This window comes from Zophobihabitans entericus, assembly GCF_011745665.1.
GTDB lineage: Bacteria > Pseudomonadota > Gammaproteobacteria > Enterobacterales > Orbaceae > Zophobihabitans > Zophobihabitans entericus.
In genome coordinates this window covers 276430-291296 of sequence record NZ_CP050253.1, presented here as the reverse complement: position 1 = coordinate 291296, position 14867 = coordinate 276430, and the positions used below count along the sequence as shown (strand labels likewise).

Sequence of the window (14867 nt, the reverse complement as noted above, 5' to 3'; positions counted from 1 at the left end):
ATCTATGAAAACACTAACTCGTTTTATGTTGATGATAGTGATATTAAGTGGTTTGTTTAGTCTCACTTATGCCTCTGAATTGACACCCGCGCAGATCAATTTTGTGATCGATAATAGTGATACGCACGTCTTTATGCCAGAGCATCCAGTGAAAAGAGTCATTGTATCCATTACTCAGGCAAGCGATAAAAGCACGGGAGAAGAACGAGCAGAATATAATGAGCAGGGGTTGTTATCGAAATATTCCGGGCGATTTAGCTATTCACCCGGTTCTCCTGAATATATGTCAATCAGGGTTGAGGTTACTCAGCCTGAACTTAATCAATGGCGATCCGAGCAGAAAATATCAGGTGTTCCCCCTTATCATCGCACAGTAAAAATTATTGATGGTAAAGTGATTATAGAAGAGGCAGAAAATGGTCAGCCGGCGTCTTTCCTGGAAGAGAAATCATGGGTAAAAGATGATACTGGCCAGGTACTGACACTTGGTTCCGGTACTGATATGGCTGATGAAACTTATGAGCTCTCTTTCCGGTTTAATCAGCAAGGTCAGTTGGCATCCTCTTCATTTGAGAATATTGTTTATGGCGAATATGGTTATGTATCACAGATTCAAAATCGTTTTGGATATAGTGCTGAACATCGGTTAACGTCATTTAATCAGTCCTCAGTATTTTATTTAGCTTCAGAAACACCATTACCAGAAGAGACCGTGATTAAGTATACTGCCTATGATGAGTATGGTAACTGGACACAAAAGGTTGAACATACTGATGGTGAATCAATGACTTATCAAAGAAAAATTGAATACTGGTAATCAAATTCAGTTATTTAGTCAGGTTATACTCAGTTCAGCATGCGTTTATTGAGTTAAAGTACAGGTATCATAGTGATAGACAGATGTCACTATGATAGGCGTCAGATGTTGCCTATAATGATAAACTTTGAACATTATCAGGAAAAATCAATGGCCAGTACGATCATGAAGCAACGCATTACCCATAAACTGAACAGTCATTTTTTCCCTGTTTATTTAGATATTATGAATGAAAGCGGTAATCACAACGTGCCGGCCGGGTCAGAAACTCATTTTAAAGTGATTATGGTGAGTGATGATTTTGATGGTAAACGTTTAGTGCAGCGTCACCGCTTAGTGTATGACGCGCTGGCAGAAGAGCTGGCATCAACTGTTCATGCGCTGGCATTACATCTTTATACCCGTGCCGAGTGGCAGCAGGCTCAAGGCAAAGCGCCTGATTCGCCAGCCTGTCGTGGCGGGGGTAAGTAGTTGTATTACTTAAACACATAATCAGGTATTTGTTATTATAAACGAATTGGAATGATAGCTTATATTTTGTGTTTCTATAGTTGCGTCTTTATTCAATCGTTATATCATGGTCAGATTACTTAAAAAGGAAGGAGTCAGTACGATGTTAAAAAGTGTTAACCCAACCCAAACAGCAGCCTGGAAAGCGTTACAATCTCATTTTGAACAGACTAAAAATGTCACTATCAAAGAGCTATTTGCTGCCGACCCTAAACGTGCAGAGAAGTTTGCCCTAACATTTGATGATCAAATCTTTGTTGATTTCTCAAAAAACCGTATCACAGCAGAAACTCTAACTAAACTACAAGCATTAGCGAAAGAGTGTGATCTGACTGGCGCTATTAAAGCGATGTATAGTGGTAAAAAGATTAACCGTACTGAAGACCGTGCTGTGCTGCATATTGCATTACGTAACTTGTCTAACACACCAATTACTGTTGACGGTAAAAATGTGATGGAAGACGTGAATGCAGTGCTGGCTAAAATGAAGTCATTCAGTCAGCGTGTAATTAGTGGTGAGTGGAAGGGCTATACCGGTAAAGCAATTACTGATGTTGTGAATATCGGTATTGGTGGTTCAGATTTAGGTCCATATATGATCACTGAAGCGCTTCGTCCATATAAAAATCATTTAAATATGCATTTTGTGTCCAATGTTGATGGCACACAGATGGTAGAGACTCTGAAAAAACTTGATCCAGCGACCACTCTGTTTTTAGTGGCATCAAAAACGTTTACAACGCAAGAAACCATGACCAATGCGATGAGTGCACGTGACTGGTTACTCAAAGCAGCTAAACAAGATGCAGCTGTGGCTAAACACTTTGTGGCGTTATCAACTAATGCGAAAGAAGTCTCAGCATTTGGTATTGATACAGCAAATATGTTTGAGTTCTGGGACTGGGTTGGTGGTCGTTACTCATCATGGTCAGCAATTGGTTTATCTATTGCTCTGTCTATTGGTTACGATAACTTTGAACAACTCTTAGCGGGTGCTCATGCGATTGATAAACACTTCGCTGAAACTGCACCAGAGAAGAATATCCCAGTCATTTTAGCGTTAATTGGTCTTTGGTATAACAACTTCTACGGTTCTGAAACTGAAGCAATTCTACCGTATGACCAGTATATGCACCGTTTTGCTGCTTATTTCCAACAAGGGAATATGGAATCAAATGGTAAATATGTTGATCGTAACGGTAATAAAGTGGATTACGAAACAGGTCCAATCATCTGGGGTGAGCCCGGTACAAATGGTCAACATGCGTTCTATCAATTAATTCACCAGGGGACTAAACTGATTCCGGCGGACTTTATTGCCCCGGCAATTAGCCATAACCCACTAGGTGACCATCATCCTAAGTTATTGTCTAACTTCTTTGCTCAGACGGAAGCATTAGCGTTTGGTAAAACTAAAGAAGAAGTTGAGAAAGAGTTTGTTGCTGCCGGCAAAAAACTGGATGACGTGAAATTTACGGTACCATTTAAAGTGTTTGAAGGTAACCGCCCAACTAACTCCATTTTACTACGTGAAATCACGCCTTATAGTTTAGGTGCGTTAATTGCGATTTATGAACATAAGATCTTCACGCAGGGCGTGATTCTAAATATCTTTAGTTTTGACCAATGGGGTGTAGAACTTGGTAAACAATTAGCGGGTCGTATTTTACCTGAGCTGGATGGTGATAAAGCAGTTTCTTCACACGATAGTTCAACTAACGCGTTAATTAATCTTTATAAAGCCTGGCGTTAATATTTTTTAGGGTGATTATGTCGCTCTTTAACTGCGCCGCATCTGCGGCGCAACTTTCTCATTAACCATCAATTTTATTCTTTTGCCATTTTAATATTAAGAAAAATCACTTTAAAAATGATACAGTAAGCTATTATCCGCTCAAAGTATTACATATAAAGTAGAAGGAATTTTTCTATGAGAGTCTTTTTCTCTATTATTTTGGGTTTAATTGCTCTTGTACTTATTATCTCCGGATTATCTTTTTTGTCTGATGGCAGCTTCTCATCTGGCGGAGGTCATGGAGACATTAATATAAGTGGTATTTTTGCTATGCTTGGTGTTATAAATATTGTATTTGGTATCGTAATGGGATTTGTTGCCAAATTGATATATCCTCGCTCTGGCAAAAAGCCTGATGAAACAATACATATTAGACAAAAATAAAAAGGGCTGATTTGATATCAGCCCTTCTCGTTAATAAGTTTTGATTGTGTTAGTAATTATTTCTTCACTCGCATAATCACAGTCTTACCTGCTTCCGCTTCACCAGATAGTTTTACTAAATCAGTAATGCTATCCATGTTGGAAATGACCACAGGAGTTAACACAGATTTTGCTCTACTTTCTAAAAACGGCAGGTCGATTTCGATAATTGTATCACCGGCTTTTACTTGCTGGCCTTCTTCAGCGATACGTTTAAAACCTTCGCCTTTTAATTCCACAGTATCAATACCAAAGTGAACAAATAGCTCAATACCTTCATCAGACTCAATAGCAAACGCGTGATTAGTTTCAAAAATCTTGCCAATCTTGCCGCTCATAGGAGCGACAATTTGACTGCCTGTTGGTTTGATAGCTACGCCATCACCAACGATTTTTTCTGCAAACACAACGTCAGGTACATCTTCAATCTTGACTATTTCGCCTGTAAGAGGTGAGAACACCTCAATCCCTGCAGATTCGTCATCAGAGACAAACTGCTTTAACTTATCGAATAAGCCCATAGTTACTCCTGGTTAAGCAATACAAATTTACAATGCAAACAATTAAGCCGTAAATTTATCAAGTAAAGTTACGATTTCTTTCGCAGTTGCTTTTTGTAATGCTTCTTCAGCTAGCTTCTTAGCGTCACTGAAATTAGTATTACGTATAATCTTCTTAATCTTAGGAATAGAGATTGCACTCATACTGAACTCATCCAGTCCCATACCTAATAATAAGAGTGTTGCGCGCTCATCACCTGCAAGCTCACCACACATACCAGTCCATTTACCTTCTTTATGAGAAGCATCGATAACTTTCTTAATTAAAGTTAAAACAGACGGAGAAAGTGGGTTATACAGATGAGAAATTAAATCATTACCACGGTCTACTGCCAGAGTATACTGGGTTAAGTCATTGGTCCCGATACTGAAGAAATCGACTTCTTTAGCTAAATGTTCAGCAATTACTGCTGCAGCCGGAGTCTCGATCATCACACCGATTTCAATGCTTTCATCAAATTTTTTGTTTTCAGCTTTAAGCTGAGCTTTAAGAATATTCATCTCAGATTTTAATGTTCTGATCTCTTCAACAGAAATGATCATAGGGAACATAATACGTAACTTACCAAACGCAGAGGCGCGTAGGATTGCACGTAACTGGGCATGTAATACATCTTTACGATCCATACTGATACGGATTGCACGCCAGCCAAGGAATGGGTTTTCTTCTTTTGGCAGGTTCATGTATGGAACATCTTTGTCACCACCGATGTCCATCGTACGTACGATAACAGGTAATGAACCCGCTGCTTCAGCCACTTCTTTATAAGCTTTAAATTGTTCTTCTTCGTTTGGATACGCATCACGATCCATGAATAAGAACTCAGTGCGGTATAAACCAACACCTTCATAACCATTACGATCTGCACCAGCGATATCACGTACAGTACCGATGTTAGCTGCGACTTCTACCTGATGTCCATCAAGAGTGATAGCCGGTAGATCTTTTAATTTAGCTAATTCATCTTTATCAGCAAGATATTGTTGTTGAACTGTTTTCAGTTTCTCAACAGTTTTGTGATCAGGGTTGATATAGATCTTGTTGTTAATACAATCAAGAATCAGATCATCGCCGTGATGAATTTTTTGCGTTGCAGTCTTAGTACCAACAATAGCAGGGATCTCAAGAGAACGAGCCATAATTGATGTATGAGAAGTACGGCCACCCACATCAGTGATAAAACCAAGCACTTTATCTAAGTTAAGTTGTGCAGTTTCTGACGGCGTTAAGTCAACAGCAACAAGAATAGATGGTTCGCTGATTGAGCTTAAGTCAACAATTTCAAGGCCAAGGATATTGCGAAGTAAACGTTTACCGATATCACGGATATCAGCCGCACGTTCTTTTAGATATTCATCATCAAGTGCTTCAAGCTCTTTCGCTTGCGCTTCAAACACGGTATGTGCAGCTAGATCTGCTGATTCGTGTTTAGTTTTGATGCGATTAACAATCTCAGCTTCAAGGTCTTCATCTTCAAGCAACATAATGTGGCCTTCGAAGATAGCTGCTTTTTCTTCACCAAGAGTTTGTTCTGCACGTTTCATGATCGCATGAAGCTGAGTGCTTGATTTTTCTTGCGCTGATTTAAAACGTTCTATTTCAGCTGTTACTTTAGTATCAGCAATAGGTTTTGTATTAAGTACAGCGGGTTCTTCTTTTAATAACATTGCTTTAGCAAAAGCAATGCCGGGAGATACGAGGATACCTGAAACCATAATCGTTCCTTTCACAACAGTTAATTAAAAAATGGGATCGCAGAGATTATTCTAATTCTGGGATTAATTTTACTAAATGCTCTACTGCTTGTTGCTCATCTTCGCCTTCTGCAGAAATCGTAATAAGTGTTCCTTGAGTTAAACCAAGTGTTTGTAGTTTAAACAGACTTTTAGCACTAGCACTTTTACCACTTGAGGTCACTGTGATTTCAGAGCTGAATGTTTTCGCTTCTTTCACAAATTGAGCCGCAGGACGAGTATGAAGACCATTTGGTGCAGTAATAGTGACATCTTGTTTGAACATAATGCATTAACTCCTGAGATTAATTATTATGACCTGATATAAATATACACATTAGCTTTTCATTGAGTTTCTGGTGATATTTAATCAATGCAATAACTTACATTGCAGCCATTTTATAGTTACAAAATAAGTCACTATTATCTCTAGTAATCCGCTTCGACACAAGTATTTGTTGAATTTAGACAAAATGCTTAATAAAAACAAGGGATTTAATTGGCCTTATAGGAAGGCGAGTTGCTGAGAATATAGACAAAAAATATCTTTTATGCAAAATCTACTGGACAGAGTGCTTATAAATGCGTACTATTTCGTCCGCTTCAAGTAGAAATTTATACTTAGCGACGGTGGCTATAGCTCAGTTGGTAGAGCCCTGGATTGTGATTCCAGTTGTCGTGGGTTCGAATCCCATTAGCCACCCCATCTTTCGGCGAGTAGCGCAGCTTGGTAGCGCAACTGGTTTGGGACCAGTGGGTCGGAGGTTCGAATCCTCTCTCGCCGACCAATTTAGAAAACCTGCTTATAGCAGGTTTTTTTACGCCCAGAGTTTACCAAGGATGAGAACCTCCGCAGGAGGTTTGACAAAATCGTCGGGAACGATTTTGAACGTTGCAAAGCAACGGCCCGCAGGGCGAGTATCAGGATGATACGAGTAATCTCTCTTTTGTTTGCATTAATAACCAACCTAATAAAATCAATCTGTTGTGTTTTAGTGTCTAGTGAAGTTATAAACTCCTCAAACATATCTGGGGGTTTAATTGGGGGTTTTTTATTACCAGCCCCAATAATGACACCCCCAAATAATACTAATTCACTCACCCACAACCTGTAATTTATGCAGCCTCGTCTTCACCATTTCACAATATTGTTGTTTTAATTCTGCTGGTTCTATATCGATTAAATAACGTGAGAAGCCGTTAATATAATCCAGTACATACTCAAATTCTTCTTCATGGTAAGGTGCCGATAAAATAGTACCTTGCTTAGTTTTTTGTACCTGAATATGGGTAAATGCTCTGCTATAAAAATGTTCCAGCCCTTCATTTTGAATATGAATATAAAACATAAGCTGTTTTTGAGGTTGTCTTAACGTATTCACATTTCCTAAATGATAATCATCTAAAGTTAAAGAATCAGGTACTTGCAGGTTATTGGTTTCTATCTGACAACGTGCAATAAGATCACAACGAATCACCCGTAAATCATTAACATTAAAGGCGTAACCGGCGACAAACCATTTACCGGATTCATACCAGAGTGCCACAGGTCTTAAGCTGTAAACTTTTCCGGTGGTGAGTGTTAAGCGAATGTTTTGTTTGTTTAGAGTATGTTGCAATAGTGTATCTAAATACAATGTCTTATGAATTTGCTTAATCGTACGTACAGCCAGATGTTTTTGTAACTTGTGGTAAGCTGTTTGTTCTTCTTTTGGTAAAACCTGTTTTAATTTATCGTTAATTAAACTAAATTGCTGTTTAAACGGTGTGGACTGGAATACATCCATACTGGATATCGCAAATAGCATGGCTTTAATTTCATCGGCACTAAAACGGATAGGTGCAAGTTGATAAGTTGAAGCAATTAAAAAGCCGCCATGACGACCGCGTTCACTATAAAAAGGGATACCGATTTCTTCCATATCGGCAATATAACGTAGTGCAGTACTACGGGAAATCTGTAATTCCTGCATAATGTCCTGTACAGTAAACTTCTTTTTCCCATTTAGAAACAGCTGCATTTGCTGCAAACGTAAAATTTTTTTCATAATAAAATATAAAGGTATCAGTTTTTGAAACCTTATTAGGTTATAACAGTTATTCTAATGATGTAAATATTAAGGAAAAAGAAAATGACACGAATTAATTTAGGCAAAGTTCTACCTAAGGTCTATCAGGCGATGGCTCAAATGGATAAAGAAGTGAATCAAATGATCGCTGAGTCAGGGATTAAGTCCGGTTTTGCTCACTTATTGAAATTACATATTTCACAATTAAATGGCTGTGCTTTTTGTATTCGTCTACATATGCAGGATGCCAGTAAAGACAATGAGAGTTATGAACGAATTAGCTTACTGAGCGTACGCCATGAAACAAAGTACTATACTGAAGAGGAACTGGTCGCGCTTGATCTGGCTGAAGCGATCACACTAGTTGCAGCAGATCACATTCCTGATGCTATTTATCATAAAGCTACTCAGACGTTAGGTGAACAAAAAGTAGCGGCTGTTGAATGGCTATCTGTCACCATGAATGCCTGGAATCGTATCGGGATTGCCAGTCGTTATGAAGTAGCACCGGTAGAATAAATAAAAGAATATTAACTATTTATTACCTATGCAGTTATGGCTTTTTTGAGAGTTCCTTTATACTTGTTCTGGTATAAAGGAATTTATTTATGAACAAACCTCTGATTGTTATTTTTGCTGCAATTTGTCTTGATGCTGCCGGCATTGGTCTTATTTTCCCTATTTTGCCAAGGTTGCTTGAAGAAGTCACGCACGCACATAATATTGCCCCTTACATTGGAATTATGACGGCGTTGTATGCAGCGATTCAATTTATTTTTGCTCCGGTACTGGGGGCGCTGAGTGATAATGTCGGCCGGCGCCCGGTGCTGCTGGTATCACTAGCAGGTGCAGCCATTGATTACGTGATTATGGCATTTGCACCACATCTTTGGATGTTATTACTTGGTCGGGCAATTGCTGGTTTAAGTAGCGCCAATGTCTCGGTTGCGATGGCTTATATCACAGATGTTACGCCAGAAAATGAACGAGCAGGACGATTTGGTCTGTTTAACGCTATGTTTGGTATCGGGTTTATTATTGGTCCGGTACTTGGTGGGATCCTTGGTGATTACTGGCTAAGATTGCCATTTATTGCCGCAGCGGTACTCAATGGTTGTAATTTTCTGCTGGCACTATTTGTGTTGCCTGAATCCAGAACACCAATGCGTCAAAAAATTAATTTAAGTTCACTTAATCCTTTAAGACCTCTGCGCTGGGCTTTTACTATGAAAGGGATTCTACCCATTGTTCTGGTCTTTTTCATTTTAAGTGCAACAGGAGAAGTATACGGTACCTGCTGGGCACTTTGGGGCTTTGATACCTTTCAGTGGAATGGACTCTGGGTAGGTTTGTCACTGGGTGCATTTGGTGTGTGCCAGACGCTAGTACAGGCATTTTTACCGGGCCCTGCAACTAAGTTATTTGGTGAACGTGGCGCAGTATTAGTGGGTGTTGCCTGTTCCTGTACTGCGCTGACTATTTTAGCCTTCACCACACAAAGCTGGATTGTGTTTGCTATCATGCCTATGTTTGCCCTGGGTGGCATTGGCTCACCAGCATTGCAATCATTGGCAACCAGACAAGTTGATCCCGACCATCAGGGGCAGTTTCAGGGGGTGCTGGCATCGGCTGTGAGTTTAGCTTCTATCATAGCTCCGCTTGTTTTTTCAACCTTTTACTTTGTGGTTCAGGCTGATTGGCCTGGTGCTATTTGGCTATCGGTTGTGGTCGTTTATATTATTGCTATACCACTCATTATTCGTAGTACCAGAACGGTGAAGATCTAAACTATTTAAGTCATTTTAATTGGCACCAAAAATAAAAATATTAGCAGAAAGTTAATAGGTTGTAAGGAAGCAGGTGAAAGCCATACAGAATTAAGTGGCAAGAGAATATGATTGCTGAGACTTTGGAGATCATATTTCAAAATGATCAGGAGCTCTATAGAGAAAAAAATACTTTCTTTTATGATGATCAAATGCGCATCAGCCGACTTGAAATGCAGGCTACTTTAGCTGATGGATCCGAAGGGAGTAGTGAAATGCTTTTTAGTGATTACAACCAGTATGGTGAATGGACTAAAGTGACTATTATGACAGATAGTGATTCACCAACAGAGTCTATATTTGCTACCAGAGAAATAGAATATTATTGATGGATTATAAAATAAAAACCTGGCAAGTAAACTACGACAACTTCCTGTAATATAACATCTTGACACGGTTAAATTTCGATATAATCTTTATAGGATAAATAAAGTCATACTGAGGCGTAATGAATCAATGAACGAAGATTTTCCGGATTGTAATGTTGGGCTAAGAATAAAAGAAATCAGGAAACAGCAAAATAAGACATTACAACAGCTATCGGCTGCAAGTGGTCTATCCAGTGGTTATTTAAGTAATCTGGAAAGAAACGTAATCAGCCCAACTATATATCAGTTACAAAAAGTGTGTTTTGCCTTAAATGTGAACATTACTGATATTTTGGCTGCTCATGATTCTACAGTAAGCCCTGTTATTAGAGCGGGTGAAAGAGAGGTTTTTTTCTCAGAAGCGGGAAAAGTTAAATATGAGATGCTAAATAGTGGTGAGAACGATATAGAAGGCATCTGTATTACGGTTGAGAAAGGTATTAATTATGAACGAACTTCCTGGGGTCATGATTATGACGAACTTGCTATCATCACTCAGGGAAGTTTATGTATAGAGATGTTAGATCAAGAATTCATTATTAACGCAGGCGATACTATCTATATCAAGAAAAACACCCTGCATACTTTTAAAAATGTAGGTGATTCGACTTGTATTAGCTACTGGTTCTATAAGAAAAAATAAATTTGCGGGATTTGAGTACACTATCCCTCCATTCATATCACTTGATAATTTTAATTTCTCATTTGTTATTAAACTTCAAGATATCCACTTATATTTATTTAATAAACTCATGTCACTCATCCTGTTTGTAAATCACTATATTCTTTTTAGTTATCATCAATATTGATATAAATTTGATCTAATTCACAAATATAAATATTTTTTTATTATTATGAAAATATATATAGAACAAAATAATAATTATGATAGTTTATATTTACGATTGTAAATAATTAAGCTTATTTTTTTATGATTATGATAATTCCAAGTGTAAATTTCAAAAATATTAAAATTTAGGTGAGGATAATGTATGAATAAACTATTTTTAAGCCAGGTATATATTTTTATTGCATCGAGTTTAGGCTACCTGATTGGTGGTGGGTTTATGAGTGGTCAAGAAACAATACAGTTTTTTGTTCCTTTTGGGCATAACGCTATTGGCGTTGGTTTGGTGTTTAGTGTAGTAATTATTTTTGTCAATATTGGTTTTATTTATGCGGGTAAGTATGGCGGTTGTACCAAAGGAACGGAAGTCTTCACTTTCTTCTGTGGTTCGCTAGTTGGCAAAGTCATCGAGTGGTTCTCGCTGTTGTTCTGCTTTACCATGTTTATTGCCGAGATTGCAGCAGGTGGTTCAATCCTGTACGAACAATATGGTCTACCGCTAATTATTGGTGCAGTCATTACAGCTATTATCACTGCCGGAACGGTATCCATCGGATTAAATTCAGTTCTTAAGTCACTTGGTATCATCATGCCATTTTTAACTGCATTTGTGATTATTGTGAGTATTGCCACTCTGATGATGAATGGTAGTAATATCGATATGAATGCGGTTCGTATTGAAGAAGGTGAATTTGAGTTATTAAAAGTTGCTCCCAATTGGTTTCTTTCCGGTATTTCTTTAGTTGGGTTAATGGTACTATTTTTAGCAGCATTCTCTGCAGATTTAGCCACAAAATTTGATTTCAAACCATTAGTGATTGGTCAAAGTATTGGTTTAGTGATTTATGCCTTGCTTGATATCATGGCTTCTTTTGCTATTACTTCTAATATTGATCAGGTAGCCAATAGGCAAATTATCAATCTATTCTTAGCCAAAGAAATTTGGGCTCCGTTAGGTATTGCATTTGGTGCGTTAATCTTCTTTGCTATCTATACCATCTCTACACCATTGCTGCACGTTATTGCGATTAAATTCTCAGATGAAGGGACTAAAAAACATAAATTGATCATTTGGGGTGTCTCTATTGTTGCATTACTGGGTGCGGTTGCCGTGCCATTCGATGTCATTATCAATGCTGTTTATATCATGAGTGGATATGTCGGTTCACTGATCGTGATTTTGATGGTAGTGAAATTTATTCGTATTTACTTAGCTAAACATCGCAAATAATGAGGCTATATGATTGTGCATAGTATTTTTAATGATGTTTTGGGGCCGATTATGTGCGGCCCTTCGAGTTCCCATTCTGCAGGTTGTGCCAGAATTGGGTTAGAAACAAGATTGCTATTTGGACGAGAAATCAACAAAGCCAATATTATTTTTGATGAAAGTGGCTCTTATCCTGAAACGTATATTGGTCAGGGGTCGAATTTCGGTTTTACCGGTGGATTATTGGGTTTTAAAACAGACAACGCTCAGGTCAAAGATGCAGTAGAAATAGCAAAAAGTTTAGGTAAAGAAATCTGGTTTTCTAAACAAAAGCTTTCTTCGAGGCATCCGAATGAGGCTTTAATTAATGTCTATAATGAAAAAAATGAAATTGAATTATCTGTTTTAACATTTTCAACCGGTGGAGGAATGTTTGAAATTGTTGAATTAAATGGCTTACCTGTATTTATTGATGGTGCTAAAGAGCAGATTTTTATCTGTTCCGCGTCCGGTCATGCAACGCAAATAACTGAAATGCTGGATCAGTTAGATGTGATAGTAAACACATCATCAAAAGATGGCAGGATGTTACACGCTGTATCAGCTTTTGATGAAAAAACAAAAGAAAAACTCTTAGCACTTAATAAACAACCTAATGTGTTATGGGTAAAATACGCACCAGTCATTATGCCAGTTGCAATACAACCAAACCCTATTGCACTTTTTACTAATGCTGAAGGGGCATTAGCCTATGCCAAGGCAACAGGAAAACCGATGTGGGAAATTGCTCTGGATTATGAAATTTCAATTAGCAAAGTCACGCAGGAAGAAATATGGCAATTGGCAGAACAAACTTATGACATCATGAAACTGTCGACTATTCCCCCTGATCCGGAAAAAACACCTATGTATGGTTTTTTACCTTATAAAGCTCAGGAAATGAAACAGGCGATTAAAAGTACTAATGCAATACCATCAGGTGTGTTAAATGAGGCTGCTTTAGCGGCTATTTCTGTCATGGAAAACAGCTGCGCACATAATATTGTTGTTGCTGCACCAACAGCGGGCTCAAGTGGGGTTATTCCTGCTGCAATTATCACTATTGGTGAAAGTCTCAATTTACCTAAAAAAGATATTATGAAAGGGTTACTGGTTAGTGGGTTAATTGGGTCGTTTATTTCAAATAATGCTTCTTTTGGTGCCGAAGTTGCAGCTTGTCAGGCCGAGAATGGGTCGGCAAGTGCTATGGCCGCAGGAGGTATTGTACAATTATTAGGTGGGAATATTGAACAGGCATTTCAGGCTGCCTCTATGGCATTACAAAATATGCTTGGGCTTATTTGTGATCCAGTTGGTGGACTGACTGAAATTCCTTGTATTAGTCGTAATGTAAGTTCAGTAAGCAATGCAGCATTATCAGCAAATATGGTGATGTGGGGGTTCAATCCTGTCATTCCACTGGATGAAACTATTCATTCTATGTATGACGTTGGACAGAAACTACCCGCAGCTTTTCGTTGTACCTGTCAGGGCGGATTATGTACAACTAAAACAGGAAACTATCTTGCACAAAGTTTATTGATAAAACGTGAGAAGTTATAAAGTTAGATGAACTTATTTGTAATAAAATAATAATAAAGCCTCCAAACATGAACTAAAAATTCATCTTTTGGAGGCTAGCGAAGAGTAAATATACTCTTCTTTAAAGTCATTCAGTCTTCACTATATACTTTGTTGATGAATGACTTTTTTTCATCTCAGCTAAATGTTTTGGTAGATTATCAAAAGTATCAACGGACAGATTACGCTGTTTAAATGCCTGTCCGATTTGTTTTAATAGGTTGTCACCATCTCGCATCAGGCGTGTGATTTGCTCTGGTGATGCAAACTTATGAAAAGCTCCGAGTGCAATCTCGTGTAGTGAAACGCAGGTCGTAAATGCAGGAACTGGATTTTGCTCGACCCGATCCTGAACCGAAACTAAATGCCCATAATAACCAAGCAGTTTGACTAAAGATGCAGCGTGTTCACCATTGACCATATCAAAAGCAGCATCAAAATGGTTGCCATGCAGGGCTTGTAACATTTGATTTTGCCAATCGGCCTGTTTGTAATCGACAGCTTTAATGACGCCCATCGCTAAAAATTCGGCATGATGTTTGGTACTAGCCGTTACATAAACCCTTGCATTTGCCTGAATCAGTAGTTGAGTGAGCAGATACCCAACTGAACCACCTGCACTACTAACCAGAACTGTTTTACCGGCTAAAGCTGGGATCTTTTCAAATGCCTGCCATGCAGTGAGTGATGGACAAGGGAAAGCAGCGGCTGCTTCATCAGTAATATAATCAGGGATAGGTAAAATAGCGATTCCGGATACAATCGTATGCGTACTGAAACTACCATCTTTTGATAAATCAGTATGATAGCAAACACGGGTACCGATACGCCAATGTTGCATATTCTTACCCGTTGCAATGATCACTCCGGCAGCGTCAACACCCGGTACAGTATCTGGTTGCCACTGACTATGCCCCCACTCAATAAGTTTCCAGTCAACAGGATTAAGCCCGATAGCGGTATTTTTAATTAATACTTCATTATCATTTAAGGTCGGAATAACTTTATCTTTTAAAACCAGATCGGTAGGTTCACCTTTATGTTGCCATGTCCATGATTTTGCTGTGAGTTTCATATGATTTATCCAT

The 14867-nt window shown here is 38.4% G+C and carries 15 protein-coding genes and 2 tRNA genes; 12 read left to right on the top strand and 5 right to left on the bottom strand.

Annotation, left to right across the window (positions count from 1 at the left end):
* The first annotated feature begins 4 nt into the window (after positions 1 to 4).
* The 4 genes from IPMB12_RS01350 (at position 5) to IPMB12_RS01335 (ending at position 3506) form a co-directional block, all read left to right on the top strand.
* Positions 5 to 817 carry a hypothetical protein gene (locus IPMB12_RS01350; protein ID WP_166914196.1) on the top strand — a complete coding sequence of 271 codons (813 nt, stop codon included), beginning with the start codon at positions 5 to 7 and terminating at the stop codon, positions 815 to 817.
* A 117-nt stretch (positions 818 to 934) separates the two neighbouring features.
* The gene (bolA, locus tag IPMB12_RS01345; protein WP_407704057.1) at positions 935 to 1288 is read left to right on the top strand and encodes a transcriptional regulator BolA; all 354 of its coding nucleotides are present in this window, start codon (positions 935 to 937) and stop codon (positions 1286 to 1288) included.
* A 142-nt stretch (positions 1289 to 1430) separates the two neighbouring features.
* Entirely contained in the window at positions 1431 to 3080 is a 1650-nt protein-coding gene (pgi, locus tag IPMB12_RS01340) for a glucose-6-phosphate isomerase (protein WP_166914194.1), read from the top strand.
* Positions 3081 to 3257: 177 nt separating this feature from the next.
* Complete coding sequence (locus IPMB12_RS01335; protein ID WP_166914192.1) at positions 3258 to 3506, top strand: hypothetical protein; 249 nt, start codon at positions 3258 to 3260, stop codon at positions 3504 to 3506.
* 56 nt (positions 3507 to 3562) lie between these two features.
* Here the strand turns inward: IPMB12_RS01335 and crr are convergent, their stop codons facing one another.
* From crr to ptsH, 3 genes are read right to left on the bottom strand one after another with little or no spacing between them, the layout of a single operon-like run.
* Positions 3563 to 4066 (bottom strand): PTS glucose transporter subunit IIA, encoded by a 504-nt coding sequence (gene crr / locus IPMB12_RS01330; RefSeq protein WP_166914190.1) that lies wholly within the window; start codon positions 4064 to 4066, stop codon positions 3563 to 3565.
* Positions 4067 to 4108: 42 nt separating this feature from the next.
* The gene (ptsI, locus tag IPMB12_RS01325; RefSeq protein WP_166914188.1) at positions 4109 to 5821 is read right to left on the bottom strand and encodes a phosphoenolpyruvate-protein phosphotransferase PtsI; all 1713 of its coding nucleotides are present in this window, start codon (positions 5819 to 5821) and stop codon (positions 4109 to 4111) included.
* Positions 5822 to 5867: 46 nt separating this feature from the next.
* On the bottom strand, positions 5868 to 6125 hold the full coding sequence (ptsH, locus tag IPMB12_RS01320; protein ID WP_166914187.1) for a phosphocarrier protein Hpr: 258 nt from the start codon (positions 6123 to 6125) through the stop codon (positions 5868 to 5870).
* A 344-nt stretch (positions 6126 to 6469) separates the two neighbouring features.
* Here ptsH and IPMB12_RS01315 point away from each other — a divergent pair.
* Both IPMB12_RS01315 and IPMB12_RS01310 read left to right on the top strand, forming a co-directional pair.
* Positions 6470 to 6545, top strand: a tRNA-His gene (locus tag IPMB12_RS01315).
* Positions 6546 to 6550: 5 nt separating this feature from the next.
* Positions 6551 to 6627 (top strand) — tRNA-Pro (locus IPMB12_RS01310).
* 306 nt (positions 6628 to 6933) lie between these two features.
* Here the strand turns inward: IPMB12_RS01310 and IPMB12_RS01305 are convergent.
* Complete coding sequence (locus IPMB12_RS01305) at positions 6934 to 7887, bottom strand: helix-turn-helix transcriptional regulator (RefSeq protein WP_166914185.1); 954 nt, start codon at positions 7885 to 7887, stop codon at positions 6934 to 6936.
* Positions 7888 to 7971: 84 nt separating this feature from the next.
* Between IPMB12_RS01305 and IPMB12_RS01300 the strand changes: the two genes are divergently transcribed.
* The 6 genes from IPMB12_RS01300 to IPMB12_RS01275 all read left to right on the top strand — a co-directional run bounded on the left by IPMB12_RS01300 (position 7972) and on the right by IPMB12_RS01275 (position 13761).
* Positions 7972 to 8427, top strand: coding sequence for a carboxymuconolactone decarboxylase family protein (locus IPMB12_RS01300; RefSeq protein ID WP_166914183.1), 456 nt, complete (start codon positions 7972 to 7974; stop codon positions 8425 to 8427).
* An 89-nt stretch (positions 8428 to 8516) separates the two neighbouring features.
* Positions 8517 to 9695, top strand: coding sequence for a TCR/Tet family MFS transporter (locus tag IPMB12_RS01295; protein ID WP_166914181.1), 1179 nt, complete (start codon positions 8517 to 8519; stop codon positions 9693 to 9695).
* A gap of 107 nt (positions 9696 to 9802) precedes the next feature.
* Positions 9803 to 10063, top strand: a complete 261-nt coding sequence (locus IPMB12_RS01290; protein WP_166914179.1) for a hypothetical protein — start codon at positions 9803 to 9805, stop codon at positions 10061 to 10063.
* 127 nt (positions 10064 to 10190) lie between these two features.
* A complete protein-coding gene (locus IPMB12_RS01285; RefSeq protein WP_166914177.1) occupies positions 10191 to 10745 on the top strand; it encodes a helix-turn-helix domain-containing protein in 555 nt (184 codons plus the stop codon).
* 349 nt (positions 10746 to 11094) lie between these two features.
* Positions 11095 to 12180 (top strand): YkvI family membrane protein, encoded by a 1086-nt coding sequence (locus IPMB12_RS01280; protein WP_166914175.1) that lies wholly within the window; start codon positions 11095 to 11097, stop codon positions 12178 to 12180.
* Positions 12181 to 12231: 51 nt separating this feature from the next.
* Positions 12232 to 13761 (top strand): L-serine ammonia-lyase, iron-sulfur-dependent, subunit alpha, encoded by a 1530-nt coding sequence (locus IPMB12_RS01275; protein ID WP_166914173.1) that lies wholly within the window; start codon positions 12232 to 12234, stop codon positions 13759 to 13761.
* A gap of 106 nt (positions 13762 to 13867) precedes the next feature.
* On the opposite strand, the gene IPMB12_RS01270 is transcribed toward IPMB12_RS01275, so the two are convergent.
* Positions 13868 to 14854, bottom strand: coding sequence for a zinc-binding dehydrogenase (locus IPMB12_RS01270; RefSeq protein ID WP_166914171.1), 987 nt, complete (start codon positions 14852 to 14854; stop codon positions 13868 to 13870).
* Between the last annotated feature and the right edge of the window lie 13 nt (positions 14855 to 14867).

Excerpts from the sequence above, each read along its gene's own strand:
- IPMB12_RS01350 (WP_166914196.1), top strand. The coding sequence starts at position 5 with ATGAAAACACTAACTCGTTTTATGTTGATGATAGTGATATTAAGTGGT.
- IPMB12_RS01300 (WP_166914183.1), top strand. The coding sequence starts at position 7,972 with ATGACACGAATTAATTTAGGCAAAGTTCTACCTAAGGTCTATCAGGCG.
- ptsH (WP_166914187.1), bottom strand. The coding sequence starts at position 6,125 with ATGTTCAAACAAGATGTCACTATTACTGCACCAAATGGTCTTCATACT.
- ptsI (WP_166914188.1), bottom strand. The coding sequence starts at position 5,821 with ATGGTTTCAGGTATCCTCGTATCTCCCGGCATTGCTTTTGCTAAAGCA.
- IPMB12_RS01295 (WP_166914181.1), top strand. The coding sequence starts at position 8,517 with ATGAACAAACCTCTGATTGTTATTTTTGCTGCAATTTGTCTTGATGCT.
- IPMB12_RS01285 (WP_166914177.1), top strand. The coding sequence starts at position 10,191 with ATGAACGAAGATTTTCCGGATTGTAATGTTGGGCTAAGAATAAAAGAA.
- crr (WP_166914190.1), bottom strand. The coding sequence starts at position 4,066 with ATGGGCTTATTCGATAAGTTAAAGCAGTTTGTCTCTGATGACGAATCT.
- pgi (WP_166914194.1), top strand. The coding sequence starts at position 1,431 with ATGTTAAAAAGTGTTAACCCAACCCAAACAGCAGCCTGGAAAGCGTTA.
- IPMB12_RS01305 (WP_166914185.1), bottom strand. The coding sequence starts at position 7,887 with ATGAAAAAAATTTTACGTTTGCAGCAAATGCAGCTGTTTCTAAATGGG.
- IPMB12_RS01290 (WP_166914179.1), top strand. The coding sequence starts at position 9,803 with ATGATTGCTGAGACTTTGGAGATCATATTTCAAAATGATCAGGAGCTC.
- IPMB12_RS01270 (WP_166914171.1), bottom strand. The coding sequence starts at position 14,854 with ATGAAACTCACAGCAAAATCATGGACATGGCAACATAAAGGTGAACCT.
- bolA (WP_407704057.1), top strand. The coding sequence starts at position 935 with ATGATAAACTTTGAACATTATCAGGAAAAATCAATGGCCAGTACGATC.
- IPMB12_RS01280 (WP_166914175.1), top strand. The coding sequence starts at position 11,095 with ATGAATAAACTATTTTTAAGCCAGGTATATATTTTTATTGCATCGAGT.
- IPMB12_RS01275 (WP_166914173.1), top strand. The coding sequence starts at position 12,232 with ATGTGCGGCCCTTCGAGTTCCCATTCTGCAGGTTGTGCCAGAATTGGG.
- IPMB12_RS01335 (WP_166914192.1), top strand. The coding sequence starts at position 3,258 with ATGAGAGTCTTTTTCTCTATTATTTTGGGTTTAATTGCTCTTGTACTT.